Source organism: Glaciimonas soli, from assembly GCF_009497155.1.
Taxonomy (GTDB): Bacteria; Pseudomonadota; Gammaproteobacteria; order Burkholderiales; family Burkholderiaceae_D; genus Glaciimonas; species Glaciimonas soli.
Map to the genome: position 1 here is coordinate 954,879 of NZ_WINI01000001.1, position 13,118 is coordinate 967,996.

A 13,118-nucleotide genomic window follows, 5' to 3' on the forward strand; every position below is an offset into this window, starting at 1 on the left:
AATAAATAAAAAAATAATGAAACGCAGAGGTAAAAACAGATGAATACGAACGTAGAACTCAGTAATGTAGCGGGGAATAAAGTGGAAGCAACGCCGACAGAAGCACCAGTATTACAACTTACCGCAGGCCATTCCCCTGGCCTGTGGACACTGGCCTGGCGGCGCTTGCGTGCTGACTGGGTGGCGATGGCATCACTCGCCGTAGTGGGCATATATTTTCTGGTATTGCTACTATCCGTCACAGGCTTGATCGCCAAAGACTGGGCTGATGAAGTCGGCGTCAACTATGCTCCGCCAACCTTTATGGGCGCTCAAGCCGATAGCGGCAGCGGTGACGTTGGTGCGGTAGAAGCACCGCCGCCGGAAAATCCACTCGATCCGTTGAAAGATATCATTCGCCAATTGCGTGCTGATCACACCGTTGCACATCCGGCACCCGTGGTTGCCAATGACTACGGTATTGCTGATCCGCTGGCAAAAGAATTGACTGAAATTCGCGCCAAGCTGGCACTCGATAGTGCAAAAGCGACCATCGTCCGCAAACCTACCCTGCCGTTCGGCGCGGATAAATGGGGCCGCGACATCATCAAGAAGACGATCAAAGGTTCTGAGACTTCCATTATTGTGGGTTTAGTGTCGGCCTTATTGGCAACTGCGCTGGGTACGATTTTCGCTGCTGTATCCGGGTATTTCGGTGGCTGGGTCGATGATGCATTCAACTGGTTCTATAGCATTTTCACTTCCGTACCTTATCTGCTACTGATTTTGGCGGTGGCTGCGGTTCTGCAACAAAAAGGTGTGTTGACCATTGTCTTGATTCTTGGTTTGACCGGATGGACTGGGACCTATCGTTTGATTCGTGCTGAATACATGAAACACAAATCACGCGAATATGTGATGGCTGCAGATGCTATCGGTGCTTCACACTGGCGCAAAATGTTTTCGCATATCTTCCCTAACGTCAGTCACGTGGCTTTGGTGCAACTCTCGATTCTGGTGGTTGGCTTTATCAAATCAGAGGTCATTTTGAGCTTCTTGGGATTTGGCGTGCCAGTCGGTACTGTGTCATGGGGCAGTATGCTGAACGAAGCACAAAACGAATTGATTCTTGGTAAATGGTGGCAATTGGCCGCTGCAAGTATCGCGATGGCGATTTTGGTGACAGCGTTTTCACTGTTCACCGATGCATTGCGCGATGCACTTGATCCAAAACTGAAATAAGCGACGAAGGAAACGCCATGAACTTAACTACAGCAAAAGTGGTGAAATTAGAGCCACATCAACATGATGCATTGCTGAGCATACGCAATCTGACTGTCAGTTTTCGTACTGACAAGAAGCATACCGTTGATGCAGTAAAAGGAATCTCATTTGATATCCCGCGCAACAGCACCATTGCGTTGGTCGGTGAATCCGGTAGCGGAAAATCCGTCAGTTCGCTGGCGGTAATGGGCTTGCTTTCTCCTGACAACGCCGTCGTTGATCCGAAAAGCAGCATCATGTTTGAAGGTCGTGACTTGCTGACCTTGTCGATCGCCGAGCGACGCAAGCTGTGCGGCAAAGATATCTCGATGATTTTTCAGGAGCCAATGACTTCGCTCAATCCGGTCTTTACCGTCGGCTTCCAAATCGGTGAGGTATTGCAGCAGCATATGGGCATGAACGCCAAAGAAGCGCGTGCACGCTCTATCGCCTTGTTGAAGGAAGTTGGTATTCCATCGCCAGAAACCAAGATTGATGCGTTCCCTAGCCAGATGTCCGGTGGCCAGCAGCAGCGTGTGATGATTGCGATGGCGATTGCCTGCGAACCGAAATTGCTGATTGCCGATGAGCCAACAACGGCGCTTGATGTGACCATCCAGAAGCAAATTATCGACTTGATCGAAGCATTGCGCCAAAAGCACAAAATGTCCGTGCTGTTCATCACGCATGACTTGGCATTGGTCGGTGAAATCGCGGATCGCGTGATCGTCATGCGTAGTGGCGAAATCCGTGAAAAAGGCGATGTCCGTCAAATCTTTGAAGCACCTAGAGATCCGTATACCAAAGCGCTCTTGCTATGTCGCCCTTCTCTCGACAATCGCCCATGGCGCTTGCCAGTCATCAGCGATTACATGAACGGCAATCCACTTGGCGACCATGCGGAATTGGTGCAAAAACAGCGCAGCCGTGGTTTGAACGGTAAAGAAGACATCATTCTTGAGGTGAAAAATCTCGGCAAGAGTTTTTATACGCGCGAAGGCCTGTTCGGCCGCAAAGAATTCAAGGCAGTCAAAGATGTCTCGTTTAAACTCGCACGTGGCAAAACGCTGGGTGTGGTGGGCGAGTCCGGCTCTGGCAAAACCACAGTCGGACTCACTTTATTGCGTTTGCATCAAGCCACTTCTGGACAAGCGCTGTTTGAAGGTAAAGACATTCTGTCGATGTCGAATAAAGAATTCATGGCCTACAAGCGCCGGATTCAAATTATTTTCCAAAACCCTTACGCTTCACTCAACCCGCGTTTCACAGTCGGTCAAATTCTGCTGGAACCGATGCGCATTCATGGCATCGGCAAAGACGATAAAGAGCGTGTCGATATGGCTTTGCAGTTATTGCAAAAAGTCAGCTTGCCGGTCGCTGCCTTCCATCGCTACCCGCACGAATTCTCCGGCGGTCAACGTCAGCGTATCGCCATTGCCCGTTGCCTGACCATGAAACCGGAAATATTGGTTTGCGATGAATCAGTCTCGGCATTGGATGTATCAGTACAAGCGCAGGTACTGAACTTGCTGCAAGATTTGCAAGAAGAATTCGGCATGAGCTACATCTTCATCTCCCACGATCTGGCGGTAGTCAAATACATTGCCGATCAAGTGATGGTGATGAATCAAGGCGAAGTGGTGGAATTGGCGAATTCAGATGAGCTGTATCACAACCCGCAAAATCCTTATACACAAACATTGTTGAGAGCAATTCCACGTGGATTGCAGAGTTTGGTAGCGTAAACACAGCAGACAGCGTGGGCACAAAATTGTGCCCACGCTGCCATTTAACGCCAGTTTTTTGAAGTTGCCTTTGAAGTTGAAGTTTTTTTGAATTTCGCATTGGACGTTGCCAAAAGTGATGATGCTTATTCGGAAAAAGAGGGAAGACATGTTTGAGCGTAGCGAGTTGGTCTTTCCTCCCGAATAAGCATCAGCATTTTTGGGAACCCGCCAACGGCGGGCAACGGCTCTGCGATCGCCTTCTTTTGCTTACTTTTCTTGGCGAAGCAAGAAAAGTGAGTAGCTGTCGGGCTACCCCCGACATTGCCGGTACCACGGAGTAAAAACGTTATCAAATACTGATAACAGATGAATCACCGCGAATAAAGAAACGAAACCATGCACGATACCCTCCGCACCCAATTCAAACGCCTGGCCCCCGCCGTTGATTTTTGCTCCCTGCGTCTAGTCGACGAAAGCAGCGAACACATCATGGTACGTCAGGACGTTTTACAACCGATCAGCAACCGCGCAGACTGCGGCGTGATGGTGACGGTAATCCATCATGGCGGTTATGGTTACGCCGCCACCAGCGACCTCAGCGATAGCGGTTTAAAAGAAGCATTCAGCCGCGCTAAAAGTTGGGCTGAAGCCAGCGCCGGACGTTCGGTGGTGGATTACTCTGCGATTGCCATGCCGCGCCCTACCGGTCGTTATATTGGTTCCGGCGTAGCGTATAACATGCCGCATCGCAAAGATATCATCGCTCTGCTGATGCGTGAATCGCAAGCCTGTCGTATCGATCAGCGTATCGTTGACTGGTATGCGGCATTTGGTTCAGTCACTTCCGATCAGCTGTATTTAAGTGCCGACGGCGCTGATATTTCTCAACAATTTCACTACGTCATTCCCAACTTGGCAGCCACTGCCAATCAAGGTGTAGACACGCAAACGCGCAGCCTGGGCGGTCAATACAATGGCTATTGCCGTCAAGGTGGGATGGAAGTATTAGCCGCAGCAGGCTTCGATGGCGCCGGTCAGCGCGTCGCTGCACAAGCGCTGGAATTACTCGCAGCACCCAACTGCCCTACCGGCGTGATGGATTTACTGTTGATGCCAGAACAGATGATGCTGCAGATTCACGAATCTATCGGTCACCCGCTGGAACTGGATCGCATTCTCGGTGACGAGCGTAATTTTGCCGGGACCAGTTTTGTCACGCAAGATATGTTTGGTCATTTCAAATATGGTTCTGATCTGCTTAACGTGACACACGATCCTAGCCGCTCTGAGCAATTCGCCAGCTATCAATGGGATGACGACGGCAGCCCTGCCGAGCGCCAATTTATTATCCAGAACGGCATTCTTAAAAAGCCATTGGGTGGCGCAATTTCCCAGGCGCGCGCGGGAATGGATGGCGTTGCCAATGCCCGTGCCTGTAGCTGGAATCGGCCGCCGATGGACAGGATGGCGAATTTAAATATCGAACCGGGCAGCAGTTCACTCAACGATTTGATCAAATCAGTTGAGCGCGGTGTGCTGATGGATACCAATGTATCTTGGTCTATCGACGATTCACGAAATAAATTCCAATTTGGTTGCGAAACCGGCCGTCTGATCGAAAACGGTGAATTAAAAGGCGTGGTCAAAAACCCGAATTATCGCGGCATTTCCGAAAGCTTCTGGCGCTCCTTAAAAGGTGTCGGTGATCAATCAACCTTCAACGTCATGGGTACCCCATTTTGCGGCAAGGGTGAACCATCACAGGTCATCCGTGTAGGTCATGCCTCACCTGCCTGTTTGTTTAGCAATATTGATGTGTTTGGGGGAGAAGCATAATGCAAGCGTATTTTTATAATTTGGCCACTGCCATCAACAAGCAACTTCAAACTGCCGAACAATTCACTTGCTGGTTTGCTGCAGAAACATCGGATTTCGTCCGCTTCAATCACAGTGTGATTCGACAACCGGGCAATGTGCAGCAAATGATATTGTCGTTGCGTTTAATCGCCGGCAAACGCCATGCACAAAGTAGCGCGACCTTAAGCGGCAATCCAGAAACTGACCATGATCAGTGCCTGTACATGCTGCGTCAATTGCGCAACCAGTTGGAAGATGTACCAGAAGATCCTTATTTCTTGTTTGCGCAAGAAGTCTGCTCTACCGAGCAAACACCCGCTTCGCAACTACCTAGCACCGCCGTCATCGTCGATCAGATATTGAGCGCAGCGCAAGGTTGTGACTTTGTTGGTATTTTGGCAGCCGGTGCAATCTATCGTGGTTTTGCCAATTCGTTTGGTCAGCGCAATTGGCAGCAAAGCGCCAACTTCAATCTCGATTGGAGCTTGTACCTGAGTCGCGATAAAGCAGTTAAAACATCGTATGCAGGTGTGCACTGGGATGGCGCCGCATTCCTGGAAAAAATGCAACAGGCCAAACAGCAATTGGCGCTATTAGAACGAGCACCGATCAGCATCAAACCGGGTGCTTATCGTGCCTACCTGACGCCGACGGCTTTGAACGAATTGGTTGGTATGCTCAATTGGGATGGCTTGTCCGAAAAATCGTTGCGCACCAAGCAAAGCTCATTGCGTCGCATGCGTGATGAGGATCTGGCATTGCACTCGTCTGTTCACATCAGTGAAAACACTGCCGACGGCATTGCCCCGCGCTTTCAGCAAGACGGTTTTATCAAACCGGAACAATTGCCATTAATCGCGCAAGGTAAATTAGTCGGCAGCATGATCTCGCCGCGCACCGCGCTGGAATACGATCTCACAGCCAATGGCGCTGACAATGGTGAATCCATGACATCGCTGGATATGGCGGCTGGTCAACTGCCATTAGCGCAAGTACTGGCAGAATTGGGAACCGGTATTTACGTCAGCAACCTGTGGTATTTGAATTTTTCCGATCGCGCCAATTGCCGCATCACCGGCATGACCCGCTTCGCCACTTTCTGGGTTGAAAACGGTGAAATCAAAGCACCATTAAATGTGATGCGCTTTGATGATTCCTTATTCCGTTTGTTGGGTGAAAATTTGTTAGCGTTGACACAAGAACGTGAATTATTAGTCGACGCCTCCACCTATAACGAACGCAGCGTCAGCAGTACGCGTTTGCCCGGTGCGCTGGTGAAAGATTTTAATTTCGTGCTGTAAGTTATTCTCGTAGGATGGGTGGGCCACAGCGATACCCGTCTTACGGCTCATCCCATCATCAATCACGCATATCCCAAACCACCAGACAAAAAAAAACCCGCTGACCATTCGGTAGCGGGTTGAATCCAAACCTTAGGAGGTGTTGGAGGAGACAGGTGTAACTATATCGCAGCGCAACATACGAGTCTGCTTTATTGTTTAGATATCAGCTATACGATATTCACATAACAGAATGTTTTGGCAAATCAACAAATATTCACAAACCATCAGGCGAAAAAAAACCCGCTGACCATTCGGTAGCGGGTTGAATCCAAACCTTAGGAGGTGTTGGAGGAGACAGGTGTAACTATATCGCAGCGCAACATGCGAGTCTGCTTTATTGTTTGGATATCAGCTATACGATATTCACATAACAGAATGTTTTGGCAAATCAACAAATATTCACAAACCATCAGGCGAAAAAAAACCCGCTGACCATTCGGTAGCGGGTTGAATCCAAACCTTAGGAGGTGTTGGAGGAGACAGGTGTAACTATATCGCAGTGCAACATGCGGGTCTGCTTTATTGTTTGGATAACAGATATACAGTATCCAGATAACATACCCCACCCTTCCTCTTTTCTCTACCAGCTCTCTATGAAAATCATGCAATCTGCTTAATCCAAACTTATCCGTAACCCAGCCGACAGCACATTGTTAGTCAGTCCGCCACGACCGAATTGCATGTCGTAATTGGCATACCAGCTCCAGCGTTGATTAATTGCCGTAGAAATTCCCAGCCCTGCCCAGCCGCTATTCTGGGGCAAACCTATCCCCTGCACCGTGAAACTACTTCCCGGTGTGCCATTAAACGTGCTGCTAAAGCCCAGATTGCCGTTAGTAAAAGCATGCTGCCAGGCGGCGTAGGCCTGCAGCTTACTGGTGCCGCTGAACCAGTTAACACTGCTATCAGCACGCACACCAAGGACACTCGCAGTTCGTTGATAAGTCTGAGCAGACGCATTCAAACCAAAGCTGCCGCCGGTTTCAGTAAAGCCGCCACGCCGGACCTGATCGATACTCAGGCCAGCGAACGGGGTGATGCTGTTGTCACCGTTGTTGCCTGATAATTTGAAGCCATAGCCAGTTTCGGCGTACGCAGATAACACGCTATCGGTATGGTCAGCATTGAGATTTTGTATTTCTGTTCCGATAATCGCGGTGCGATTAACTTGACTATCCACTGTCGCTACGCCGACACGGGCAGAAACGTAAGCATTACTTTGCGCTAACGCGTAACGCCCATATAACGACACGCCGACATTCTGACTTTTAGAACTGCCGCCGAAACGATCGAAACTGGCTTTGCTGTCTGAATATGCCAGCGCCACACCGACAATAGTCCGTGGACTGAGCAGTGTATCAAAGCCGAATTGTCCGCCCCATAATGAGGTATCCGCAGTGGCATAACCTGTTTCGGCTAACTTCCCGGAAGCACCTATGGCACTGGCCCAAAAGCCCGTGCCTAAAGAAGGATTTTGTTGACCGAGTTGCGCCAGTCGATTGGACAAATCATGATTGACTGCTTGCGATTGCTGGAAAGTCAGCGCCTGTGAGGATGCGTAAATTTGTCCCGACAAACTATCGAGCGCAACACCCACGGTTTCAAGATTGGCACTATGCTCAAGTGCTGTCGCACTCGCCAAAAATGCTGCGTTAGCACCGCCGGTTTGACCGCTAGCGACCATATTGTCCGCAACAGTTAACGCTTGCTCGACGTTAGCGGCGCTATTAGTGCGGGTTGCATCGGCACTGAAAGCTTTGGCTGCAACCGCCGTGACACTGCTTCGCACCAAAGAGAGACCAACCGCATTTGCACCATAGCTGATGACGCCCGTAATCAAGCTTGGGAAGGTCGTGTTGGCATTAAATTGACCACTCACACCGGCACCGGCAGTCAACACGGTTGTCGCTTTCGCCTGTGATGTCACATAGCCAGTCAGATCAGTGACGACCAATTGCGAATTGGCCAGTGTGGCTGTGCCGCCGACAGTCAACGTAGAAATAGCATCATTTACCAACACCGAAGTCGCCGATGCGGTGTAATTGCCAGCGATGGTTAAGCCTTTGCCAGTGTTACTCAAAGTGCCGTTGTTGGCGACGCTGCCACCGATATGACCGCCGGCACCAGCCAGGTTGCCGGCAGCATCAATTTGCACACCAGAGGTAATCGAACCGGTAATGTTGAGCGTGCCACCCGCGATCTGATTGAGGCCGGTATAGGTATTCGTACCGGATAGTGTCAATGTGCCGGTACCGCCTTTCAGCAAGCCTGCGTCACCAGCGATGTTATTGCTGAATACTGAACTAACCGTATCAAAATTAACGTTGATGCTGCTGTTGCCTAAGGTCAGGCGCGTATCAAATAATGCAGGACCATTGACCGCCTTGCTGGCATTGAGTAATCCCCAGCCGTAAACAGTTGGATCGCCCATGGCGGTTGCCGTTGATAGTACAGTTTGGCGCAGCAAATCTGCATTCATCCAGGGATACACTTGCTGTATCAGCGCCAAAGTACCTGTCACCATCGGCGTCGCAAACGATGTCCCGTATACGCGCGTGCCGGATTCGGTCGACACAAAATCACCTGGCGCGGCAAGACACCAATTGGCCGCGGCACCACAACGATTGGCATAACTGGAAATCACGCCTGGAGTCGTATCGGCACTAGAGAACCCTTGCGTACCACCAACCGCATTGACTGCGGTGACCGCTAGCCAGCCGGTTTGTAATTCAGGATACAGCGCAGGCAAAGCTGCGGGGTAGTCTGGTTGTGCCGCGGACTCATTCCCGGCGGCCCACACAAACAAACCACCTTGGGTCACAAATGGACGGTAAATATTCGCTGTGTTACTGGCATAAGCAGTCAGGGCGTTGCTGCTGACGCTGGTTGGAGAATAGGTGCTGGCGCTAGATTGATTAAATATGCGTACGCCTTTGTTGTATAAATCCTGATAGATTTGGCTACTCATGCCAACGCCATCGTAAGCAGTAGTGCCAACAGCGCCACCAGCCGCAGCCCCATCAATCTGTACACCTGGTGCCACGCCAGCAGTAGTGCCACCTAATGCTTCAGATACTTCCGTCCCGTGCGGATTGCCATTGCCGTTCAGATTGGTATTACCGAAGGTCGTATAAACAGTCTTAGTAATACGTCCGGTGAGTTGGGGATCTGATAAATCAAAATCGGTATCGACCACTCCCACGGTCACGCCTGCACCAGTAATACCTGCAGCATTAGCTGCATTTTTATTGGCAGGATCGTTGGTATTGAGCAGACCCGCGGAGGTTTGGGATGTTGGGGACGGCGATGTCGTTGTGGACGTTGCAGACGGTGGGGTAGTCAGTGTATTTGACGAGCCAGGATTAGGATTGGTGCTACCGCCACCTCCACCACCACAAGCGGTCAATAATGTAGAAACTGCGAGGGAAATTGCCGATAAAGAAAAGCGAACTGAATATTGCATAAGCATGCCTCGATAGACCAAAAAAATATCTTTCGAGTAATGCATCCTTCATAACTTTTCGATTGCTAATTCCGACTAAGCTTAACTTGCCTAAACCAAACTATTAATGAGTTACTATCTAAATACATTATCCGTCAGAAATGTTCCGGACAAGATACACTCAGGTTCAAAATTGCACAACGAGAACAACAAATTCAGCGCAATTAACAACATTTAGTTGCCAATAAAAGATTTTGCTTAAGATAACAATGTTACAAATGACAAATGAACTTATTACGCAATCCACTAATAACAGTTAACATTTCCGTATGTTAAGTAAATAATGGTATAAAAATACATGGCTATTGATGATTAATTACATATTTCCCAAATTGAATATAATTAATTCATTGATAATAATTATTTCAATTCCAGAAAAGTAGAAATATATAAGTCTCCCTATTTCACATGTATTGCATGGCAAACTATTTTTCAAAATGCTGTGTTTTATATCTTTTCTCCTTAAAGTGTGTAAGCTTCGGGCTCTTTTTCAGCAGTCAGCATTTGCTTCACAAACTTTGATTTTCTATGCAAAAAATTTCCCTCCTCACTCGCAAAACCTTGATGTTTCCTTTGGCATTGGTGCTATTTGAGTTTTCAGTCTATATCGCCAATGACATGATTCAGCCTGGAATGCTCACTGTCACACAGGAATTCGGTGCCAGTGCGGCGTGGATAGCATCTGCGATGACGGCATTTTTATTCGGTGGCGCGCTACTCCAATGGCTATTTGGCCCGCTTTCCGATCGCATCGGTCGCCGCCCTGTGATGCTGGGTGGTACCTTGTTTTTCATTCTCTCTTGCCTGGCGACTTTGTTTTCTAAAAGTATAGAAAGCTTCATTGTTCTGCGTGTTGTCCAAGGTATAGGGCTTTGCTTTATATCGTCCGTTGGTTACGCCGTCGTGCAAGAAGCGTTTGAAGAAAAAGCTGCTGTCAAAGTCACTGCGATGATGGCTAACGTTGCCTTGATCGCACCCTTGATCGGCCCGGTGGCCGGAGCCTTCATGATAGAAATGTGGCCTTGGCGCATGATTTTTGTGTTCATTGCCTGTGTTTCTACCGTTGCCTTCATCGGACTGGCTTTGCATATGCCGGAAACTGTCATCAAACGACAGGACGACGAACAAAAGATACCGCTGATGCAAATCTGGCACGACTACCGTGCGGTGTTTAGCAATCGCCCTTTCTTAATGGGCGCGCTGGCGATGCCCATGCTGGCGATTCCGTTACTCGGCTGGATCGCATTGTCACCGATGATTTTGGTAGTCGATGCCCATATGAGCGTAATTGAATACGGATTATGGCAAATCCCTGTGTTTGGCAGTTTAATTGTCGGCAATTTGCTATTAGCCAGCAAAACCGATCGCTGGCGTTTGGGTGCATCGATCAGCTATGCCTTATATCCCGTCGTACTGGGAGCGATAGTGATGCTGCTTGGTGTAGCAATCTTCAAACAGCCGCATTTCATTGCCGCCGGTGTCAGCTTGCTGGCATTTGGTCAAGGATTGGCTTTCGCCGTATTAATGCGTTTTACTCTGACCGAGAGCCCTGTTGCCAAAGGCACAGTCGCCGCTGCCATCGGCATGCTCAGCATGCTGATATACGGCTTCGGCATTGAACTTTATAAGCTGGTGTATCTGCATTTCGGGATGATGGGATTTGCTGTGCTGTCAGCATTAATGACTTATTTTTATTGGCGTTTATCGCGCGTAGTAGCAAAGCGTGGAATGGCATTGCGAGTGACTGGACATGGCGATGCGTAAGCATCGTTTTCTTAACGATAAATGATGCAATTCAGCTTCCCACCCTCACCTTGCCAACGTCTGCAAAGCCGTTACTTCCCCGGCTTGCAAATATGGGTTAAGCGCGATGACCTGCTGCACACGCAAGTCTCAGGAAATAAATTTCGCAAACTCAAATATGCGCTGCAAGCATGCAGCACCAACACTACGCTCGTCACTATGGGCGGGCCGTGGTCGAATCATTTACATGCTACAGCACATGCAGCTGCGCTTGGTGGCTGGCGTTCTATAGGATTGGTGCGCGGTGCGGCAGAAGTTACCACCGCGACGTTAGATGATTGCGTTGCGTCAGGCATGCAGCTGCGTTTTCTGACGCGCGATGCGTATCGCAATTTGCGGACAGAAACTGAAGGTTGGCAGCACTATGTGGATAGTGCGTTGATCGACTCCGCGCTCTGGCTGCCAGAAGGAGGCAGCGCGCCGCAGGCTTTGCGCGGTGTGAGCGAAGTAATACAAGAAGTTGAAGCTGAACTGCATTTCATTCCCGATACCATAGTCGTTGCCTGTGGCACTGGCGCGACTCTGGCAGGTATCTTGGCTGGCTTAGATGGGCGCTCACAAGCACTCGGCATTGCCGTGTTAAAAAATGCGACTTACTTGCATGCCGAAATCGCAGCTTTATTGCAAGCGGCTGGCTATCCATCTCATCAAAATTACGAGTTATTAACGGACTTCCATCAAGGCGGTTATGGCAAAGCGCCGCCGGAATTATTAACGTTTTGTCGTGAATTTTCTGCAGAAAGCGGAATACCGATTGAACCTGTCTACACCGGGAAAGTCTTTTACGCGCTGGCACAAATGGCACAGGCTGGCGCTTTTCGGGCAGATCAGCGTATCTTGGTGATACACACTGGCGGCTTGCAGGGTGCGCGGGGATTTGCCACTTAGGCGCCCTCTCTCCCGCAAACAGGAGAAAGGAACTAAGCGCCTATATTATTTTTTACGTTCAATAATGCTCAAAAACTCACGGCGAGTGGAAGGGTCATTGCGGAAAGCTCCCAACATACGGCTAGTGACCAGATTCGCTTCATGTTTATGCACACCACGCATCGTCATGCAGCCATGCGAAGCTTCGATCATGACGGCAACACCCTGCGGTTGCAAAACATCTTGCAGCGTATCGGCAATTTGCGCCGTCATTTTTTCCTGAATTTGCAAACGCTTGGCGAAGATTTCAACCAAACGGGCCAGCTTCGAAATCCCGACCACACGTTTGTTCGGCAAGTAAGCGACATGCGCCTTACCGATAATCGGTGCCATATGATGTTCGCAATGGCTGACAAACTGAATATTGGTCAGCACCACCATTTCGTCATAGCCTTCAACTTCTGAGAAAGTGGTTGATAATATTTTCACTGGATCTTTGTTGTAACCGGAGAAATATTCTTCGTACGCACGCACCACGCGCGCTGGCGTATCTTGCAAACCTTCACGCGTCACATCATCACCGGTCCATCCCAGCAAGATGCGCACTGCCGATTCAGCCTCAGAGCGGCTGGGACGATTGTCCGCCCCTGCATGAGATGCTTTGTGAGGTGCAACTGGTGAGGTTTTTTTTGATGACATCAGAATACCTTTGATTAAAATCTAAATAATGTGTGTAGTTTAATCTAGGCTGCAATTAGCTGCCCGGGATTGTATTTT

At 49.3% G+C, this 13,118-nt stretch carries 8 protein-coding genes; 6 read left to right on the forward strand and 2 right to left on the reverse strand.

What is annotated here, in order from left to right:
- Nucleotides 1–39: 39 nt before the first annotated feature.
- The 4 genes from GEV47_RS04380 to GEV47_RS04395 all read left to right on the forward strand — a co-directional run bounded on the left by GEV47_RS04380 (nt 40) and on the right by GEV47_RS04395 (nt 6,127).
- On the forward strand, nt 40–1,221 hold the full coding sequence (locus GEV47_RS04380) for an ABC transporter permease (RefSeq protein WP_153233450.1): 1,182 nt from the start codon (nt 40–42) through the stop codon (nt 1,219–1,221).
- 17 nt (nt 1,222–1,238) lie between these two features.
- Entirely contained in the window at nt 1,239–2,987 is a 1,749-nt protein-coding gene (locus tag GEV47_RS04385; protein ID WP_153233451.1) for an ABC transporter ATP-binding protein, read from the forward strand.
- Nucleotides 2,988–3,365: 378 nt separating this feature from the next.
- On the forward strand, nt 3,366–4,805 hold the full coding sequence (locus tag GEV47_RS04390; RefSeq protein ID WP_153233452.1) for a TldD/PmbA family protein: 1,440 nt from the start codon (nt 3,366–3,368) through the stop codon (nt 4,803–4,805).
- Entirely contained in the window at nt 4,805–6,127 is a 1,323-nt protein-coding gene (locus tag GEV47_RS04395; RefSeq protein ID WP_153233453.1) for a TldD/PmbA family protein, read from the forward strand. The genes GEV47_RS04390 and GEV47_RS04395 overlap by 1 nt, the downstream gene beginning before the upstream one ends.
- Nucleotides 6,128–6,782: 655 nt before the next feature.
- On the opposite strand, the gene GEV47_RS04400 is transcribed toward GEV47_RS04395, so the two are convergent.
- Nucleotides 6,783–9,632 (reverse strand): autotransporter serine protease, encoded by a 2,850-nt coding sequence (locus GEV47_RS04400; protein WP_228124555.1) that lies wholly within the window; start codon nt 9,630–9,632, stop codon nt 6,783–6,785.
- 567 nt (nt 9,633–10,199) lie between these two features.
- On the opposite strand from GEV47_RS04400, the gene GEV47_RS04405 reads away from it, so the two are divergent.
- Both GEV47_RS04405 and GEV47_RS04410 read left to right on the forward strand, forming a co-directional pair.
- On the forward strand, nt 10,200–11,435 hold the full coding sequence (locus tag GEV47_RS04405; protein WP_153233455.1) for an MFS transporter: 1,236 nt from the start codon (nt 10,200–10,202) through the stop codon (nt 11,433–11,435).
- A gap of 24 nt (nt 11,436–11,459) precedes the next feature.
- The gene (locus tag GEV47_RS04410) at nt 11,460–12,362 is read left to right on the forward strand and encodes a 1-aminocyclopropane-1-carboxylate deaminase/D-cysteine desulfhydrase (RefSeq protein WP_194270568.1); all 903 of its coding nucleotides are present in this window, start codon (nt 11,460–11,462) and stop codon (nt 12,360–12,362) included.
- Between the two features lie 45 nt (nt 12,363–12,407).
- On the opposite strand, the gene folE is transcribed toward GEV47_RS04410, so the two are convergent.
- Nucleotides 12,408–13,040: a GTP cyclohydrolase I FolE gene (folE, locus tag GEV47_RS04415; protein ID WP_153233457.1), complete on the reverse strand. Its 633-nt coding sequence runs from the start codon at nt 13,038–13,040 to the stop codon at nt 12,408–12,410.
- Nucleotides 13,041–13,118 lie beyond the last annotated feature (78 nt).